Source organism: Achromobacter spanius (assembly GCF_039673305.1).
GTDB classification, from domain to species: Bacteria; Pseudomonadota; Gammaproteobacteria; order Burkholderiales; family Burkholderiaceae_B; genus Achromobacter; species Achromobacter spanius_F.
In genome coordinates this window covers 103,376-119,527 of sequence record NZ_JBDJLJ010000015.1, presented here as the reverse complement: position 1 = coordinate 119,527, position 16,152 = coordinate 103,376, and the positions used below count along the sequence as shown (strand labels likewise).

19 protein-coding genes are annotated in these 16,152 nt (G+C 68.2%); 11 read left to right on the top strand and 8 right to left on the bottom strand.

Features of this window, described 5'->3' with window-relative positions; translation table 11 throughout:
- Nucleotides 1–953, bottom strand: a 953-nt coding sequence (locus ABE485_RS15140; RefSeq protein WP_346516088.1) for a LysR family transcriptional regulator, incomplete at its 3' end; no start/stop codon positions are given.
- A gap of 107 nt (nt 954–1,060) precedes the next feature.
- Here ABE485_RS15140 and ABE485_RS15135 point away from each other — a divergent pair.
- The 3 genes from ABE485_RS15135 to ABE485_RS15125 are packed head-to-tail and all read left to right on the top strand — an operon-like array spanning nt 1,061 to nt 4,443.
- Entirely contained in the window at nt 1,061–2,896 is a 1,836-nt protein-coding gene (locus tag ABE485_RS15135) for a gamma-glutamyltransferase family protein (protein WP_346516087.1), read from the top strand.
- A 54-nt stretch (nt 2,897–2,950) separates the two neighbouring features.
- Entirely contained in the window at nt 2,951–3,925 is a 975-nt protein-coding gene (locus ABE485_RS15130; protein WP_346516086.1) for a Bug family tripartite tricarboxylate transporter substrate binding protein, read from the top strand.
- Nucleotides 3,922–4,443, top strand: a complete 522-nt coding sequence (locus ABE485_RS15125; RefSeq protein WP_346516085.1) for a GAF domain-containing protein — start codon at nt 3,922–3,924, stop codon at nt 4,441–4,443. Before ABE485_RS15130 ends, ABE485_RS15125 begins: the two co-directional genes overlap by 4 nt.
- Nucleotides 4,444–4,473: 30 nt before the next feature.
- On the opposite strand, the gene phnE is transcribed toward ABE485_RS15125, so the two are convergent.
- The 3 genes from phnE to phnC all read right to left on the bottom strand — a co-directional run bounded on the left by phnE (nt 4,474) and on the right by phnC (nt 7,209).
- Nucleotides 4,474–5,268, bottom strand: a complete 795-nt coding sequence (gene phnE, locus ABE485_RS15120; RefSeq protein ID WP_346516084.1) for a phosphonate ABC transporter, permease protein PhnE — start codon at nt 5,266–5,268, stop codon at nt 4,474–4,476.
- 82 nt (nt 5,269–5,350) lie between these two features.
- Nucleotides 5,351–6,334 (bottom strand): phosphonate ABC transporter substrate-binding protein, encoded by a 984-nt coding sequence (phnD, locus tag ABE485_RS15115; protein WP_346516083.1) that lies wholly within the window; start codon nt 6,332–6,334, stop codon nt 5,351–5,353.
- A 32-nt stretch (nt 6,335–6,366) separates the two neighbouring features.
- Nucleotides 6,367–7,209, bottom strand: a complete 843-nt coding sequence (gene phnC, locus ABE485_RS15110) for a phosphonate ABC transporter ATP-binding protein (RefSeq protein ID WP_346516082.1) — start codon at nt 7,207–7,209, stop codon at nt 6,367–6,369.
- A gap of 195 nt (nt 7,210–7,404) precedes the next feature.
- On the opposite strand from phnC, the gene ABE485_RS15105 reads away from it, so the two are divergent.
- The 4 genes from ABE485_RS15105 to ABE485_RS15090 all read left to right on the top strand — a co-directional run bounded on the left by ABE485_RS15105 (nt 7,405) and on the right by ABE485_RS15090 (nt 9,656).
- Nucleotides 7,405–7,857, top strand: a complete 453-nt coding sequence (locus ABE485_RS15105; RefSeq protein ID WP_346516081.1) for a GFA family protein — start codon at nt 7,405–7,407, stop codon at nt 7,855–7,857.
- Between the two features lie 37 nt (nt 7,858–7,894).
- On the top strand, nt 7,895–8,434 hold the full coding sequence (locus ABE485_RS15100; protein WP_346516080.1) for an SRPBCC family protein: 540 nt from the start codon (nt 7,895–7,897) through the stop codon (nt 8,432–8,434).
- A 516-nt stretch (nt 8,435–8,950) separates the two neighbouring features.
- Nucleotides 8,951–9,214, top strand: a complete 264-nt coding sequence (gene infA, locus ABE485_RS15095) for a translation initiation factor IF-1 (protein ID WP_008162910.1) — start codon at nt 8,951–8,953, stop codon at nt 9,212–9,214.
- A gap of 154 nt (nt 9,215–9,368) precedes the next feature.
- Nucleotides 9,369–9,656, top strand: coding sequence for a hypothetical protein (locus tag ABE485_RS15090; protein ID WP_346516079.1), 288 nt, complete (start codon nt 9,369–9,371; stop codon nt 9,654–9,656).
- Nucleotides 9,657–9,669: 13 nt separating this feature from the next.
- Here ABE485_RS15090 and ABE485_RS15085 read toward each other — a convergent pair whose 3' ends face one another.
- From ABE485_RS15085 to mog, 3 genes are all read right to left on the bottom strand, one after another.
- Entirely contained in the window at nt 9,670–10,539 is an 870-nt protein-coding gene (locus ABE485_RS15085) for a peptidoglycan DD-metalloendopeptidase family protein (RefSeq protein WP_346516078.1), read from the bottom strand.
- 5 nt (nt 10,540–10,544) lie between these two features.
- Complete coding sequence (locus ABE485_RS15080; RefSeq protein WP_346516077.1) at nt 10,545–10,883, bottom strand: hypothetical protein; 339 nt, start codon at nt 10,881–10,883, stop codon at nt 10,545–10,547.
- 99 nt (nt 10,884–10,982) lie between these two features.
- Entirely contained in the window at nt 10,983–11,615 is a 633-nt protein-coding gene (mog, locus tag ABE485_RS15075; protein WP_346516076.1) for a molybdopterin adenylyltransferase, read from the bottom strand.
- Between the two features lie 279 nt (nt 11,616–11,894).
- On the opposite strand from mog, the gene ABE485_RS15070 reads away from it, so the two are divergent.
- From ABE485_RS15070 to ABE485_RS15055, 4 genes are all read left to right on the top strand, one after another.
- Nucleotides 11,895–13,019, top strand: a complete 1,125-nt coding sequence (locus ABE485_RS15070; RefSeq protein WP_346516075.1) for a D-alanyl-lipoteichoic acid biosynthesis protein DltD — start codon at nt 11,895–11,897, stop codon at nt 13,017–13,019.
- A complete protein-coding gene (locus tag ABE485_RS15065; RefSeq protein ID WP_346516074.1) occupies nt 13,016–13,141 on the top strand; it encodes a hypothetical protein in 126 nt (41 codons plus the stop codon). Before ABE485_RS15070 ends, ABE485_RS15065 begins: the two co-directional genes overlap by 4 nt.
- 104 nt (nt 13,142–13,245) lie before the next feature.
- Nucleotides 13,246–14,721: an inorganic phosphate transporter gene (locus ABE485_RS15060; RefSeq protein ID WP_346516073.1), complete on the top strand. Its 1,476-nt coding sequence runs from the start codon at nt 13,246–13,248 to the stop codon at nt 14,719–14,721.
- A gap of 96 nt (nt 14,722–14,817) precedes the next feature.
- Nucleotides 14,818–15,474 carry a DsbA family protein gene (locus ABE485_RS15055; protein ID WP_346516072.1) on the top strand — a complete coding sequence of 219 codons (657 nt, stop codon included), beginning with the start codon at nt 14,818–14,820 and terminating at the stop codon, nt 15,472–15,474.
- Nucleotides 15,475–15,503: 29 nt separating this feature from the next.
- Here the strand turns inward: ABE485_RS15055 and ABE485_RS15050 are convergent, their stop codons facing one another.
- On the bottom strand, nt 15,504–16,115 hold the full coding sequence (locus tag ABE485_RS15050; RefSeq protein WP_346516071.1) for a glutathione S-transferase family protein: 612 nt from the start codon (nt 16,113–16,115) through the stop codon (nt 15,504–15,506).
- Between the last annotated feature and the right edge of the window lie 37 nt (nt 16,116–16,152).

Below are 16,152 nucleotides of genomic sequence, written 5' to 3'. Positions count from 1 at the left end.
CCCTGGCGCCAGGGCGCGGCCGCGTCGCCGCACAGGTCCAGCAGGATCTCCGAAAAGCGCTCCTCGGCCGCCAGCGGCTGTTCGCGCTTGCGGCGGATCAGGTTGATCGGCGGCAGCTCCCAGCCGAAGTCCCAGGGCACCATGCCCAGCCTGCCGCGCTGACAAAGTTCGCGCGCGATGTCCTCGGGAACGACCGAGATGAAGGTCTCGTTCATCGTCAGCATGCCTTCGATCACGTCGGTCGAATAGGCCTCCAGCACGGGCGACGGCGGGCGCAGCTCCGCGCGGATGAAATGCTCCACGATCAGTTGCCGCGTGGGCGTGTTGGCCGCCGGCAGCACCCAGTCCATCCGCGCCACCGCGGCCCAGTCGGGCTTGCGCCGGGCCAGCCGCTGGGCCAGCCGCCCATGCGCGATCAGGCGCGGCTTCTGGCGGTACAGCACGCGATGGATCAGGTCCTCGGGCGCCACCGTGGAAGTCGCGCGGCTGATGATGCAGTCCAGCTCATGCTGGCGCAGCATCGGCACCAGGTGGTCCGTCGTGGCGCGGTGCAGGCTCAGCGTCACGCCGTGTTGCTGGTGCAGGCGGCTGATGGCGGCGGCCAGCAGGGTGCTGGACACATACGGCACCACGCCCACGTGCAGGTGCGCCGAGCGCCCCGCATGCAGGGCCTGGACCTCGCGCGCCCAGAGATCCAGGTCGCTGATCATGTGGCGCGCCCGCACCAGGGCCAGGCGGCCCAGTTCCGTCGGCTGCAGTCCGCGGCCCGTGCGCATGAAGAGCGGCGCGCCGAAGATGTCTTCGATCTCGGCCAGCGCCTTGGTCACGGCAGGCTGGCTGACGCCCGTCGCGGCAGCCACCCGCGTCAGCGAGCCGTGCCGGTCGATGTTGACCAGCAGCGTCAGGTGGCGATGCTTCAGACGGTTCGCCAGACGGACCGCGTCCCAGGCCATGGTGTTTTCCTATAACCGGTTGGTTATTCAATTATGCCAATAAAGCTAAAACCAGTTATTTCACGATCCTATACTGCCTGCATCTCCCTGCCGCCCGGATCCGCCCCATGAGCTCCTCTTTCACCACCCGTCCCGAAATAAGCGGCACGTACGGCGTGGTCTCGTCCACGCACTGGCTGGCGTCGCAAGTGGCCATGGGCGTGCTGGAGCGCGGCGGCAACGCCTACGATGCGGCCGTGGCCGGCGGCTTCACGCTGCAGATCGTCGAGCCGCACCTGAACGGCCCCGGCGGTGAAGTGCCCATCCTGTTCTGGAGCGAACGCGAACAGCGCATGCGGGCGCTGTGCGGACAGGGCCCCGCCCCGGCGCTGGCCACCCCCGGCTACTTCCGCGGCCTGGGCGTGGAGATGGTGCCGGGCATCGGCCTGCTGCCCGCGACCGTGCCCGGCGCGTTCGGCGCCTGGCTCACCCTGCTGCGCGACTACGGCACCTGGGAGCTGGCCGACGTGCTGCGCCCGGCCATCGATTACGCGCGCAACGGTTTTCCTCTGGTGCCTCGCATCTCGCAAGCCATCCTGGCCGTGCAGGCGCTGTTCCGCGACGAATGGACGAGCTCGGCCGACGTCTGGCTGCCCGGCGGCCGCGTGCCCGCTCCCGACGCCCTCTTCCGCACGCCGGCCATTGCAGCCACGTATACGCGCATCCTGGACGAGGCCCACGCCGCCAGCACCGACCGGCGCGGCCGCATCGATGCGGCGCTGGACGTCTGGTACCGCGGCTTCGTCGCCGACGCGATCGACGCCTGCTACACGAACGAGGCGGCGCTGGACACCACCGGCCAGCGCAATCGCGGCCTGCTGCGCAAATCCGACCTGGCCGACTGGCGCGCCACGTACGACGAACCGCTCACCACGCAGTACGGCCGCTACACCGTCGCCAAGTGCGGCGTCTGGTCGCAGGGCCCGGTCCACCTGCAGCAGCTGGCGATGCTGCGGCACCTGGACGTGGGCGGGCTGGACCCGCTATCGCCGGCATTCGTGCATCGCGTGGCCGAGGCCGCCAAGCTGGCGTTCGCGGACCGCACCGCCTGGTATGGCGATCCCGATTTTGCGCAGGTGCCGCTGACCGCGCTGCTCAGCGACGACTACGCCCGCATGCGCGCGGCCGGCATCGGCGAACGCGCCTCGGCCACGCTGCAGCCCGGCAGCCCGGCCGGCCTGGCCCCGCGCCTGCCCGACCTGGACGCCGCGCTCCGCACGCTGGCCGCATCGGACACCCGCTACGGCGTGGGCGAGCCGACCTTCGCCGCGCTGCCCCCCGTGACGGAATGGGCCTCGCGCGAACTCTTCGTGGGCGACACCTGCCAGATCGACGTCATCGACCGCGACGGCAACATGGTGGCGGCCACGCCGTCGGGCGGCTGGCTGTCGTCCAGCCCGGTGGTGCCCGGCCTGGGCTTTTCGCTCACGACCCGCCTGCAGATGACCTGGCTGGACGAGGGCGTGCCGGGACAGCTGCAGCCCGGCAAGCGCCCCTGCACCACCCTGTCGCCCGGCCTGGCGCTGCGCGACGGGCTGCCCTACATGGCCTTCGGCACGCCGGGCGGCGACCAGCAGGACCAATGGACCGTGGCCTTCTTCCTGCGCCACGCGATGGGCATGAACCTGCAGGAAGCGATCGACGCGCCGTCCTGGCATATCGACCACTTCCCGGGTTCGTTCTGGCCGCGCTCGCAGACGCTGAACCGGCTGACGGTGGAAGCGCGCATGCCCGCCGCCACGCTCGATGCGCTGCGCGCCGCCGGCCACGACGTCAAGGTCGGTCCGGACTGGTCCGAGGGCCGCATCAGCGCCTGCACGCGCGAACCCGCCGCCGGCGGCGGCCTGCTGCTGCGCGCCGGCGCCAACCCGCGCGGCATGCAGGGCTATGCCGTCGGCCGCTGAACCTTTTTCATTCGACCGGCGCACAGACCGGAAACTACACAAGGGGTAAACACCATGAAACTGCCATTCCAACGACTGCTGGGCGCCTTCGCGCTGGGCCTGGCCCTGGCCGCGCCGGCGGTCACGCACGCCGCCTGGCCCGAAAAGCCCATCACGCTGATCGTGCCGTGGGCCGCGGGCGGCTCGACCGACATCCTGGCGCGCGTGCTGTCCGAAGGGCTGACCCAGTCGCTGGGCCAGCCCGTCATCGTGGAAAACCGCTCGGGCGCGTCCGGCAACATCGGCACGACGTTCGTCGCACGCGCCAAGCCGGACGGCTACACGCTGCTGGTGGGTTCGATGAGCACGCACACGATGAACCAGGCGCTGTACTCCAACATGCCGTTCGACGGCGTCAAGGACTTCACGCCCATCGCGGAACTGGCGCTCGTCACCAACACCATGGTCGTGCATCCGTCCGTGCCGGCGTCGAACCTGAAAGAGTTCATCGCCTACGTGAAGGCGAATCCGGACGCGGTGGCGTATGCCTCCGCCGGCCAGGGTTCCACCAACCATCTCAGCGCCGCGCTCTTCGAGAAGGCCGCGGGCGTGAAGATGATGCACATCCCCTACCGCGGCGGCGCGCCGGCGGTGCTGGACACCGTGGCCGGGCGCACGCAGGTGCTGTTCAGCGCCGGCACGCAGACGCTGCCGCACGTGCAGACGAACAAGCTCAAGCTGCTGGCCGTGACCGAGGACACCCGCTCGCCATTCCTGCCCGATGTGCCCACCGTGGCGGAAACGCTGCCCGGCTACGAACTGGCGGTCTGGTATGGCGCGTTCGGCCCGGCCGGCATGCCGCCCGAACTGACCCAGAAGCTGAACCGCGAGATCAACCTGATCCTCAAGCGTCCCGAGGTCATCAAGAAGATGGCCGACATGGGCGTGCTGCTGACCGAGACCACGCCGGAACAGTTCGGCCAGATCCTGGCGCGCGATGCCGACAAGTACGGCAAGCTCATCAAAGAACTCGGGATCACCGCGGAATGACGGGCACTCCCCGCGCCTGCGCGCAGCACGAGCCGGCGCTTGCCGGGGTGCAGGCGATCGCCCGGGCCTACGCCAGCGCCGATGCCAGCGCGGCCTTCCAGGCCATCGACGACTACGCCCGCCTCAGCCTGGCCCACACCCTGTGCACGGTCAATCGCTTCGACGCCCGGGCCATGCGCGTGGTGCGCCTGTACAGCTCGAATCCGCAGGCCTACCCGCCCGGCGGCAGCAAGGACAAGACCGGCACGGCGTGGGGCCGCCATGTCCTGCTGGCGCAGCAGGTATTCGTGGGAGAGGGAGAAAGCGCGATCCGCGAATTCTTCAATGACCACGACGCGATCCGGGACCTTGGACTGCAGTCCGTCATCAACGTGCCGGTGGTGTATGGCGGCGACTGCCTGGGCACCGTCAACTTCCTGATGCCGCGCCCGGCCCTGTCGGACGCCGACGTGCACGCCGCGCGCCTGGCGGGCCTGCTGGCCCTGCCGGCGTTCCAGGCGCTGCGCCCGGAACAATGAGGCGCCGGGGCCCGGACGGGCCCCGCGTCCTCAGATCAGCGCATTGCGGATCCGCGCCGACGCCATGTCGATCACCACCACGAAAGCGACGATGATGATCATGACCGCGCAGGTCTCGGCGTAGCGGAAGCTGCGGATGATTTCCCACAGCACGGTGCCGATGCCGCCGGCGCCCACGATACCCACCACCGACGCCGACCGCACATTCGATTCAAAGCGGTACAGCGAATAAGAGATCCACAGGGGCAGCACCTGCGGAATCACGCCGTAGACGATTTCCTCCAGCGCATTCGCGCCGGTGGCGCGCACGCCTTCCACGGGCCGCGGGTCGATCGCCTCGACCGCTTCCGAGAAAAGCTTGGCCAGGACGCCCGTCGTGTGGACCCACAGGGCCAGCACGCCGGCGAACGGACCCAGTCCCACCGCGACGATGAACAGCATCGCGAACACCATTTCATTGATGGCGCGGCACGCGTCCATCAGGCGGCGCATCGGCTGGTAGACCCAGGCGGGCACCATGTTCGACGAGCACATCAGGCCCAGCGGCACCGCGACCACGATGGCCAGGAACGTGCCCCACACGGCGATCTGCACCGTGACGATCATCTCGTCCAGGTACATGCGCCAGTCGCGGAAATTGGGCGGGAAGAAATCGGCCGCGAACTGCGCCATGTTGCCGGAGTCGCGCAGCAGGTCCAGCGGACGCATGTCGGCGCCCCGCCACGACATGACGAGCAGCGCCAGCACGACGGCCCAGACAAGAAGGACCGGCAGCGACGAGCGCGGCGCGGCGGGCAGGCGGGGGGAATGCGTGGCCAGGTTCATTTTTGGGTGAGAGTCCGCTTGGGGGTTATGCAGGGAAAGAACGCCGGCGCGCCCGCGGGCGCGCCGGCGGCGCGGGCAAGGCTTACTGCTTGGCCGCGGCCGGCTGGCCCAGGCTGGCCAGCTTGCCGTCCAGTTCGGCCAGCTGCTTCTGCTTTTCGGCCTGGCCCAGCGTGGCGTCCGCCTCGACCTTGGCCTTCTCGCGGGCCAGTTCGATCTGGCGGATGGGCACGAGCTGCTGGTTGTCCGACGCGCGGAAGCCCTTGTAGGTCAGCGCCTTCAGGTTGGCCAGTTCGCGCTCGGCGTCCTTGCCCTTGCCGTAGTTGACGAAGAAGTCGCGGATCTTCGCCTTCAGGTCGGCGGGCAGGTCGCTGCGCACCACCAGCGGATCGGCGGGAATCAGCGGCGACTTCCACAGCACGCGCACGCTGTCGTTGGCGTCCTTGCCGGTGTTCAGGCGATAGCGCTCCAGCGCTTCGGTGTTGTTGACGGCCACGTCCACCTGCTTGTTGATGACCGACAGCAGGTTGGCTTCATGGTTGCTGGCGCGCACCGTCTTGAAGAAGGTCTTGGGCTCGATCTTGTTGGCGGCCCACAGGTAATAGCCGGGCACGGCGGTGCCGGACGTGGAGTTCGGATCGCCCGCGCCGTAGCTCAGCTTGGCGCCGTTCTTCAGCACGTCGTCCAGCGTCTTCAGGTTGCTGTCCTTGTTGACGATGAGCAGCGACCAGTAGCCAGGGTTGCCGTCCTTGTCGATGACCGACGCAAACACCTCGCCCTTGGCGCGGTCCACGGCCTCGATGGCCGACTTGTTGCCGAACCAGCCCATCTGCACCTTGTTGAAACGCATGCCTTCGATGATGCCGGCATAGTCCGAGGCGAAGAACGGCTTGACCGGCACGCCGATCGCACGGCTCAGGTCGTCGATGACGGGCTGCCAGACCGACTTCAGGTTGGTGGACGACTCCGTCGAGATGATGCCGAAGTTCAGCGTTTTGGCGTCTTGCGCGTAGGCCTGCGTGGCCAGCGCCGCCGTGGCGATCAGGGTGAGGAAGGTTCTGCGTAGCATGGGGTAGCTCCGGGAAAGGAAGGGGCCAGGATTCAGGCGGCTTGCGCCAGTTGGGAAAGCCGCGCCGCGGCCGGCATGGCCGGCGCCTGCGGCGCGTATTCGGGAAGCAGTTCGCTCAGCTCGGATCCGTACAGGCTGCCCAGCATCGCGGGCGTCAGGTCCGCGGACGGGCCGTCGTAGACCACCTTGCCGTGGCGCAGCGCCACCACGCGCGGGCAGTAGCGCACCGCCACGTCCACCAGGTGCAGCGACACCACGACCGCGACCTTGCGGCTGCGGTTGATCTGCGCCAGCGTGTCCATCACGCGGCGCGAAGATTCGGGATCCAGCGAGGCGATCGGCTCGTCGGCCAGGATGACGCGCGCGTTCTGCACCAGCGTGCGGGCGATCGCGGCGCGCTGCTGCTGGCCGCCGGACAGGGTGGAGGCGCGCTGAAATGCATAGTCGTCTATACCAACCTGGGCAAGCGCATCCAGGCCCTGGCGCACTTCGTCGCGCAGGAACCAGCGCGTCAGGCTGCGCCACAGGGGCACCCGCGGCAGCATGCCGGTCAGGACGTTGGTGATGACGGGCAGGCGGCCCACCAGGTTGAACTGCTGGAACACGAAGCCGATGCCGGCCCGCGCGCCGCGCACATCGCGGCTCAGGCGGCCGCCGCGCTGGATCAGCCGGCCGTTGACCGTCACGCTGCCCGCGCCCGCGTCGCCGGCCACGAAGCCGGCCAGGTGGCGCAGCAGGGTCGACTTGCCCGAGCCCGAGGCACCCAGGAGGGCGACCATCTCGCCGTCGGTCACCTGCAGGTTGACGCCGTCCAGCGCCCGCGCGCCGGCATGGAATGTCTTGCTGAGTCCTTGAACTTCGATGGCGTACGTCATCGCCGGATCCCCTTGGATGTGTTCATGGGCGCATTCTGTTTATGCGGCATGACAGCGAGATGACCCGAAGATCGAAACATTTGGCGGAAATTGGGGACACCGGAACGAACTGAAAGACGTCCGTCACAAAACCCGGCTCGCGCGTGCTGCGGCGCGGGTATATTGAAGTTGTTCCCCACTCGCTAGGCGCTCATCATGATCAAAGGTTCCTGCCTGTGCGGCCGGGTTGCGTACGAGATCAACGGTCCGCTCACCAACGCCCTCAACTGCCACTGCGTCATGTGCCGCAAGTCGCACGGCGCCGCCTTCCGCAGCCGAGCCACCGTCCAGGCCAAGGACTTCGCCTGGACCCAGGGAGAAAACCACGTCACCTGGTACAGCTCGTCGCCCGGCAGCTACCGCGGTTTCTGCGAGGCCTGCGGCACGCCGCTGCTCAGCCGCTTCGACCAGGCGCCCGATGTCTACGGCCTGCCGCTGGGCGCGCTGGACGACGACCCGGGCGTCAAGCCCGAGGCGCATTGCCACGTGTCCAGTAAGGCGCCGTGGTTCGACATCACGGACGACCTTCCGCAGCATCCCGGCGCGATCGATGAGCCCCCCGATCACCAGCCACAGGTTTCGCACCTGACCTTTTCCCACGGAAGATGAACAAGCGGCCGGCTCCGGCCTTCCCCAGGAGATCGCTATGAACGACCACGGCGTCGTACTCGACCCCGCCACCCTGCGCTTCACGCGCGAACTGCCCGCCAGCGTCCCGCAGGTCTGGGCCTGGCTCACCGAATCCGACAAGCGCGGCCGGTGGCTGGCGTCGGGCGACATGGAACTGACCGAAGGCGGCGGCGTCACCCTGAGATTCCTGCACGCCGACCTGTCGTCCGTGCCGGAGCCCACGCCCGAGGCCTACAAGCCCTATGAAGACGGCGTCACCACCCAGGGCCTGATCACCCGCTGCGAGCCGCCGCATTTGCTGGCCTATACCTGGGGCGGCTCGGCGGGTTCGCCTTCCGAGGTCACCTTTGAACTGTCCCCGCTCGGCGAGGGCGCCTTGCTGGTGCTGACCCACCGCAAGCTTGCCAGCCGGGCCGACATGGTGGACGTGGCCGGCGGCTGGCACACCCACCTGAACGTGCTGGCCGCCCGGCTCGCCGGGCGCGAACCGGGCCCCTTCTGGTCCGCCGTGGCGGCGCGCGAAGCCGAATACCAGGCGCGCATTCCGCGTTCCTGAAGTCGTTCAAGCGCAACTATCGCGACTTAGCCCGGCATAAAAACTGGCTAATCGGCTCGCTTTGCAGTAACATAAGTCCGTGATTTTTCCGCAAAAACCGGACTTCGGTCGCCCTGCGTGCCAACCTGTAGCGCCAGCGGGACTGCGCTAGTGGAAGCGCGCCAGCTACGCCAAGCTGCATCCGGTTTTTCTTGGGCGAACCCCACCACTGCCAATTGCGCCGCCGCAACCTTCGCGGCGCCCGGCATTGCAGCAGACGCTCCAACCCGCTTCTTCCGGCGATGTGCGCAAAACGCCTCTGCCGCGACCAAGGCGCGCCCCGCGCGCACTTACCCTCGGGGCGCGAGTATCCGCCATTTCAGACATCCGCTGGATGCCGTGGCCCATACCCGCGCTTGCCCGGACGTTTTTACGTTCAAACCGCTGGACCTGGTTATCTGTGTCCAACGCGCATGCCGCCTTGCGCGGCGCGCCATGCCGCCGGCTTGGCTGCGCGAATTGATCAAGGAGTAGAGAATGGCTAAAGAAGAACTCATCGAATTGGATGGCATCGTTGACGAAGTGCTGCCCGATAGCCGCTACCGCGTTAAGCTGGACAACGGCATCGAAGTCGGCGCCTACGCGTCGGGCCGCATCCGCAAGCACCGCATCCGCATCCTGGCGGGCGATCGCGTCACCCTGGAAATGTCCCCGTACGACCTGACCAAGGGCCGCATCAACTTCCGCCACAAGGACGAACGCGCGCCCGCGCCGCAGCGTCCCCAACAGTACCGCCGTTAAGCATGGGCCGCCGGCCCGGCGCCGGCTCCCCTGCTCGCTGGCTCGCGGATCTTAAGCCGGCGTCGCGGACTGCCGTAATGCGTGGAACGCCCATTCATGAAAGAATGGCGCTCCCCGCCTGGCGCGACGCCGGGCCGGATACGCACGAAGCAAGATGGATCTGAAAGAAGAATTGCAAGCCGCCGCAGACCAGCTTGCCCTGGCGCGAAAAAGATTCGTGAAGGGCGAGGACGGCCTGCGCCTGCTGCGCCAGTCGCGCGAGGCGTTCATCAACAGCCTGCGCAACACCGGCCTGACCTACGCCGAAGCCAAGACCAAATACGACAACTGCCTGGACGACCAGGAAGCCGGGCATCTGCACGTCCGGCAACAGATGGAGTACGCGGAGCGCATGCACCAGTTCGTCCTGAACCGGATCGCGCTGCAGGCCGCGCAGGTGTAAGGCGCGCCGCGCCTCAGGGCTTGAACGCCCCGATGAAGATGGCCGGATCGACGCGCGCGTCGTTCAGGCTGACGTTCCAGTGCAGATGCGGGCCGGTTGCCCGCCCCGTCGCCCCCACCTTCCCCACCACGCCGCCGCGCGGCACCTCGTCGCCGACTTTCACGTCGATGGCCGACATGTGGCAGAACATGCTGACGAAGCCCTGGCCATGGTCCAGGAACACCGTCTTGCCGTTGAAGAAGTAATCCCCCACCAGCACGACCACGCCGGCGGCCGGCGCCTTGATGGGCGTGCCCGCCGGGACGGCGAAATCGAGTCCTGAATGGGGGTTGCGCTCCTGGCCGTTGAAGAAGCGGCGCAATCCGAACGGGCTGGACAGGCGGCCGCCGTTGACGGGCCGGTCCAGCAGCAGATTGCTGGGCGTGACGCCCGCCCGATAGCCGCGGTTGGCCGCGCTCTGCTCGGCCATCTCGCGTTCGATGCGCTTCATGTCGTCCGGGTTGGGATCGACTTGGCGCGGATTCTTCAGCGTAATGTGCTGCGCCACGTACTCCTTGGCACCCACCGAGAACGCCTGCTTGCGCGGACCCTTCGCGTCCTTGACATCGACCTGCTGCTGGCCGGGCTTGACGCTCAGCGGGATGCCGACCACCGCGATCCACTGCCTGCCTTCTTCGCGCACCACCAGCACGCGGCGGCCCTGATAGCTGACCTCGGGCGCGCGCTCGGCGTCGCCCAGGGCCAGCACGGCCACGCCGCCCGGCACCCGGGCGTCGAGCTTGCGGCTGATATAGCCTTCCTGCGGCTGCGCGCGCGCCGGCCAGCCCAGGCAGACGGCGGCCGCGGCCAGGCCGGCGCGCAGGATGTCGCGGCGTTGGATCATGGGGTTTACAGGCACAGGTTGGCGGGTTCGATGATGCTCTGGTCGCGGCGCGCGATGCGCGTCGAAAGGCGCGCCTCGGTCTTGCCCTTCCAGTGGATCGTCGACAGCACGGCCTCGACGCCCAGGCTGTCTTCCTGGACCAGTTCAAACCCGTTGCGCACCGCGGTCTGCTTGAAATTCACGCCCAGGCTCTTCCAGGCGTCGGCCACGCATTGCGTGTAGTCCTCGGCCGTGCGCTGGGTGGAGCCGTAGAAGACCGGATCGCGATCGCGCACATCTTTGACGTTGGCGCAGGCGGACAGGGCGGCCAGGGCGGCGAGGGACAGGGCGATGCGAACCTTCATGACTATTGAACTCTCGGGCTGGGGATTGATCGGGGCGGCCAACTATAACGCACGGGCCCCGCGGACCCATGGACGCAAACGGGGCTGCGGGCGCCAGCTTCAGGCCTGCGGCGCCCTGCGGGCGGACTTGGGACGGAAGGCGGCGATGACCTCAGGCCGGGTTTCCGCGTACGGGCCGCCGATGAGGTCTATGCAATAGGGAATGGCGGCAAAAATGCCCGGCACCAGCACGGCGCCGTCTTCGGCCTTCAGGCCTTCCAGGGTCTCCCGGATGGACTTGGGCTGGCCGGGAAGGTTCACGATCAGGGCGGCATGGCCTTCGGTTTCGCGGATGACCGCCACTTGGCGCGACAGGATGGCGGTGGGCACGAAGCGCAGGCTGATCTGGCGCATCTGCTCGCCGAAGCCGGGCATTTCCTTGGTGCCGACCGCCAGCGTCGCTTCGGGCGTGACGTCGCGCCGGGCCGGTCCGGTGCCGCCGGTGGTCAGGACCAGATCGCAGCCGCAGCCGTCGACCAGTTCGATCAGGGCGGCGGAGATGCCGGCGGCCTCGTCGGGGATCAGGCGCTCGACCGCCTGCCAGGGCGACACCAGCGCGCCGCCCAGCCATTCGCGCAGCGCGGGCAGCCCCTGGTCCTGGTAGGCGCCGGTGGAGGCGCGGTCGGAAACGGACACCAGGCCCACGATCAGTTCATCGGGGTGGTTGCGGACGATACGGGTGGGCTCGGTCATGGGCGGGGCAAGGGTGAGTCGACGGAGGAAACGCCGCGGGCGGCGGCGCTGGGCGCGGTCAATCCTGGTAATCCAGGAGCGTCGCGCGACAACGATGCTATCGCATTCTCCACCGGGAGGACGGGCGTTGCATCAAGGCGCAAGCCTCCCGGGGTGTGGCAAAAAGGCGAATCCGGCCGCCCCCAGGGTTTACAGCGCTTGTTCCTGCCATGGACGCTGGATAACATCCGCTAACAATCGCGACCTTTGCCAAGGCCGCCGCGCTTTTTCGGGTTCCCCATGTTCAAACGCACTCTCCGGCAGCACGCCCTGGCCGCGGCGCTGACCCTGTCCGCGGCCGTAGCGGCCGGCTGGGGAGCCCTGCACGCGCTCGCCCTGAAGACCGAGCCCGTCCCGGCCGCCGCGCCCGGCATCTATATCCCCAACCTGGGCAATACGCTGGACGAACAGACGCGCAACCTCTCGCGGCTCAGCCAGGCGCTGCGCACCGGCGACCGGCTGGTGATCCTGGGCTCCTCGGAGCTGACCAGCAACGACCTGCGCTTCGTGCCCTACCGCTATCTGGCCGACGAGCTGCAGATGCCCGTGCTGGCCTACGGCCATTCGGGCTTCCAGTCGCTGGGCATGCAGTTGGTGCTGGCGGCGCTGGCCGACGACCTGTCGCCGGCCTCGCGCGTGGTCGTGATGCTGTCGCCGGGCTGGTTCGACGGCGACGGCGGACTGGGTCCGGACGAATTCAAGGAGCACGCCAACCCGCTGCTGCCCCGTCTGCTCAGGCAGCCCGAGGGCCGCGCGCAGGTCGTCCGCTGGCTGGGCGACAAGGGCGACGCCGGCGTGCTGTGGTCCATGGCGGCCGAGCAGGCCTACGTATTCCGCCAGCGCCTGGCCGGTCTCTGGGCGCCCGCCCATGCCGCGCCCGCCCCCGAACCGGAGCGCCAGGGCCCGGCGGCCGCGGCCCGCGTGGTGGATTGGGATGCGCTGGCAGGCGAGGCCCAGGCGGCCGAGCAGGCGCTGATGACCGGCAACCGCTATGCCGTGCGCGATGAGTTCTTCAACAAGTACCTGCGCGCCATCCCCGAGGGCGGCAAGACCGCCTACCTGCCCCAGCCGCTGACCGGCCGCGACGAACTGCGCGAACTCGACGCCCTGATGGCCCTGCTGCGCCAGCGCGGCGCCGACGCGCTGTTCGTCATGCAGCCGCTGCACCCCATGGTGTTCAAGGACCTGGACCGCTTCGAGCCGGTCCGGCGCCAGGTCGCCGCGCTCTGCCAGCGCTATGCGATGACCTGCATGGACATGTACGACGCGCCCTTCGAGGTGGGCACGCTGCGCGACGTCCAGCACCTGGGCGAACTGGGCTGGCTGCGCGTGAACCAGAAGATTGCCGAGGTATTCCGCCCATGAAAAGAACGCTCTGGCTCTGCCTGCTCTACCTGGGCCTGCTGGCCGTCATGGTGATCCAGGCGGACACGTCCGCCAACCTGGGCAAGCCGATGGAAATCGAGTTCCAGTACTCGAAGTTCTAGGGCCGCGGCAGACGCACGACCCGCCTGCGACGTCCGGCCTTTCGGGGACAGGTCACAAATCTGCAATAATCGGGGCCTCTCGCCGGAACCTCGCCCCCGTCCCCATGTTCGACCTCTTCCACGGCCTAGACCTTTGGGTTGGCCTCAGCCTCGTGCTGGCCCTGACATTCGTCCTGGCCTTCGAATTCATCAACGGCTTTCACGACACGGCAAACGCCGTGGCGACCGTCATTTACACCAAGGCCATGCCGCCGCACCTGGCGGTGGTGCTCTCCGGCATCTTCAATTTCCTGGGCGTGCTGTTGGGCGGGGTGGGCGTGGCCTACGCCATCGTCCATCTGCTGCCCGTCGAACTGCTGATCAACGTGGATACCGGCCGCGGCCTGGCCATGGTGTTCGCCATGCTGGCGGCGGCCATCGCCTGGAACCTGGGCACCTGGTACTTCGGCATCCCGGCGTCCAGTTCGCACACCCTGATCGGCTCGATCCTCGGCGTGGGGCTGGCCAATGCCCTGATCACCGACCTGCCGCTGGGCGAAGGCGTGAACTGGGGCAAGGCCATCGATATCGGCCTGTCGCTCGTGGCCTCGCCGATTGCCGGGTTCGTGGTGGCGGGCGGACTGCTGCTGGCGCTCAAGCGCTGGCTCCCGCTGTCCAAGATGCACAAGACGCCCGAACAGCGCCGCGCCATCGACAACAAGAAGCACCCGCCCTTCTGGAACCGCCTGGTGCTGGTGCTGTCGGCCATGGGCGTGAGCTTCGTGCACGGCTCGAACGACGGCCAGAAAGGGATCGGCCTGATCATGCTGGTGCTGATCGGCATCGTGCCCGCGAATTTCGTGCTGGACACCAACAGCACCACCTACCAGATCGAGCGCACCCGCGACGCGGCCAACCACCTGCTGGTGTTCTACCAGCGCAACGAGACGATGCTGGGCGACTATCTGGCGCTCAAGCGCACCGATATCCAGGAAGAACTGCCGGCCAATTTCCGCTGCGATCCGGCCCTGACCGTGCCGACCATCATCGCGCTGCAGACCGACCTGCACGGCGTAAGCAACTACAGCGACCTGTCGGCCGAGAAGCGGATCGCGGTGCGCCGCTACCTGCTGTGCCTGGACGACACGGCCAAGAAGGTGGCCCGCATTGAAGGGCTGCCGGCCCGCGAACGCGCGGATCTGCAGCGCCTGCGCGCGGACCTGACGGCCACCACCGAATACGCGCCGTTCTGGGTGATCGTGGCGGTCGCCCTGGCGCTCGGCGCGGGCACCATGGTCGGCTGGCGCCGCGTGGTCCTGACGGTGGGCGAAAAGATCGGCAAGCAGGGCATGACGTACGCCCAGGGCATGTCGGCGCAGCTGACGGCGGTGGGGGCCATCGGCCTGGCCAACGTGTTCAGCCTGCCCGTATCGACCACCCACGTACTGTCCTCCGGCGTGGCGGGCACGATGATCGCCAACAAGACGGGGCTGCAAGGCAACACCGTGCGCAACATCCTGCTGGCCTGGGTGCTGACGCTGCCTGCCTCGATGCTGCTGGCCGCCGGCCTGTTCTGGATCGGCGTGCAGATCGCGGGCTGATCTTCAGGCCGTGCAGGCAATCTGCACGGCCGATGCAACACTCTGGGTATCGCGCCGGGCTGGCGCGGCGCGCCTGCCGGCGTCTACGATGGCGCCATGGCTACCCGATCCCCTACCCTGCATTACATTTTTGATCCGCTCTGCGGCTGGTGCTACGGCGCCGCGCCGCTGGTGGAGGCCGCCCGCGGCATACCCGGCCTGAACATCGAGCCCCATGGCGGCGGCATGATGACAGGCAGCAACCGCCAACCGGTCACCGACGCCCTGCGCCGCTATGTCATGCCGCATGACGAGCGCATCGCCGGCCTGACCGGACAGGTTTTCGGCCCCGACTATTTCGACGGCCTGCTGCGCGACAGCGGCGCCGTGTTCGATTCCGGGCCTCCCACCACCGCGATCCTGGCCGCGCAGGCGCTGGCCGGCCGCGGCCTGGACCTTCTGCGCCGCATCCAGCACGCCCACTATGTGCAGGGCCTGCGCATCGCCGATTCCGCCGTGCTCCAGGATCTGGCCGCCGACATCGAACTGGACGCCGCCGCCTTCGCCGCCGCCTATGCCGACGCCGACGGCGCCCCCACCGCCGCACACATCGCGGCCAGCCGCAAGCTGCTGGGGCAGCTCGGGGGCACGGGCTTTCCCACGCTGGCGCTGGAGCGCGACGGCGTCTACGCGCTGCTGGAGCCCAGCCGCTACCTGGGCCGGCCCGAACAATGGCAGGCGCACCTGCGGGAACGCATCCAGGGCGCGGCCTGACCCGGCGGGTGACGCCCGCCGCAGGCGGCTCAGGACTCTTCGATGTCCCCGTCCCGCTGCAAGGCGCGGTGCATGGCGGGCCGGTCGCCCAGGCGTTCGACATAGGCGCCGAAGACCGGCGTTTCCGGGATGATCTTCATCTGCATCATGTACTGCAGCGAGCCGCCCAGCACGATATCCACGGCGGAGAACCTGTCGCCCAGGAAAAACGTCCGCGCCTGCAGCACCCGCGTCAGCACCTGTTCGACCTCGTCGGCCGATGCCCACCCCAGCGCCGGCTGGTGGGGCGTCTTGAAGGCGCGCTCGACCATGGCGGGCTCGAATACGCCGGTGGAATAGGCCAGCCAGGTCAGATAGGGCCCGCGCTGGCGGTCACCCACCAGCGGCCCCAGCCCGCCCTGCGGAAAGAGATCGGTCAGGTACAGCGCGATGGCGGGCGTTTCGAAGATGGGAACGCCGTCGTGCACCAGCGCGGGCACCTTGCGGTGGGGATGGATGTCGATGTAATCCGAAGGGATATGGCCCGCGCCGTCGCTCCCGTGGATCGACACCATTTCCGTGTCGTAGGGCACGCCCAGTTCTTCGAGCAGCCACAGAATCCGGAACGACCGCGAGCGCGGCGCATGGTAGAGCGTAAGCATGGTCGGCCTCCTTGGGGGTCCGACCATTTTGCCTTGC

Excerpts from the sequence above, each read along its gene's own strand:
- ABE485_RS15085 (WP_346516078.1), bottom strand. The coding sequence starts at position 10,539 with ATGATCCAACGCCGCGACATCCTGCGCGCCGGCCTGGCCGCGGCCGCC.
- phnC (WP_346516082.1), bottom strand. The coding sequence starts at position 7,209 with ATGACGTACGCCATCGAAGTTCAAGGACTCAGCAAGACATTCCATGCC.
- ABE485_RS15080 (WP_346516077.1), bottom strand. The coding sequence starts at position 10,883 with ATGAAGGTTCGCATCGCCCTGTCCCTCGCCGCCCTGGCCGCCCTGTCC.
- ABE485_RS15060 (WP_346516073.1), top strand. The coding sequence starts at position 13,246 with ATGTTCGACCTCTTCCACGGCCTAGACCTTTGGGTTGGCCTCAGCCTC.
- ABE485_RS15135 (WP_346516087.1), top strand. The coding sequence starts at position 1,061 with ATGAGCTCCTCTTTCACCACCCGTCCCGAAATAAGCGGCACGTACGGC.
- phnD (WP_346516083.1), bottom strand. The coding sequence starts at position 6,334 with ATGCTACGCAGAACCTTCCTCACCCTGATCGCCACGGCGGCGCTGGCC.
- ABE485_RS15090 (WP_346516079.1), top strand. The coding sequence starts at position 9,369 with ATGGATCTGAAAGAAGAATTGCAAGCCGCCGCAGACCAGCTTGCCCTG.
- ABE485_RS15065 (WP_346516074.1), top strand. The coding sequence starts at position 13,016 with ATGAAAAGAACGCTCTGGCTCTGCCTGCTCTACCTGGGCCTGCTGGCC.
- mog (WP_346516076.1), bottom strand. The coding sequence starts at position 11,615 with ATGACCGAGCCCACCCGTATCGTCCGCAACCACCCCGATGAACTGATC.
- ABE485_RS15125 (WP_346516085.1), top strand. The coding sequence starts at position 3,922 with ATGACGGGCACTCCCCGCGCCTGCGCGCAGCACGAGCCGGCGCTTGCC.
- ABE485_RS15070 (WP_346516075.1), top strand. The coding sequence starts at position 11,895 with ATGTTCAAACGCACTCTCCGGCAGCACGCCCTGGCCGCGGCGCTGACC.
- infA (WP_008162910.1), top strand. The coding sequence starts at position 8,951 with ATGGCTAAAGAAGAACTCATCGAATTGGATGGCATCGTTGACGAAGTG.
- ABE485_RS15105 (WP_346516081.1), top strand. The coding sequence starts at position 7,405 with ATGATCAAAGGTTCCTGCCTGTGCGGCCGGGTTGCGTACGAGATCAAC.
- ABE485_RS15055 (WP_346516072.1), top strand. The coding sequence starts at position 14,818 with ATGGCTACCCGATCCCCTACCCTGCATTACATTTTTGATCCGCTCTGC.
- phnE (WP_346516084.1), bottom strand. The coding sequence starts at position 5,268 with ATGAACCTGGCCACGCATTCCCCCCGCCTGCCCGCCGCGCCGCGCTCG.
- ABE485_RS15100 (WP_346516080.1), top strand. The coding sequence starts at position 7,895 with ATGAACGACCACGGCGTCGTACTCGACCCCGCCACCCTGCGCTTCACG.
- ABE485_RS15050 (WP_346516071.1), bottom strand. The coding sequence starts at position 16,115 with ATGCTTACGCTCTACCATGCGCCGCGCTCGCGGTCGTTCCGGATTCTG.
- ABE485_RS15130 (WP_346516086.1), top strand. The coding sequence starts at position 2,951 with ATGAAACTGCCATTCCAACGACTGCTGGGCGCCTTCGCGCTGGGCCTG.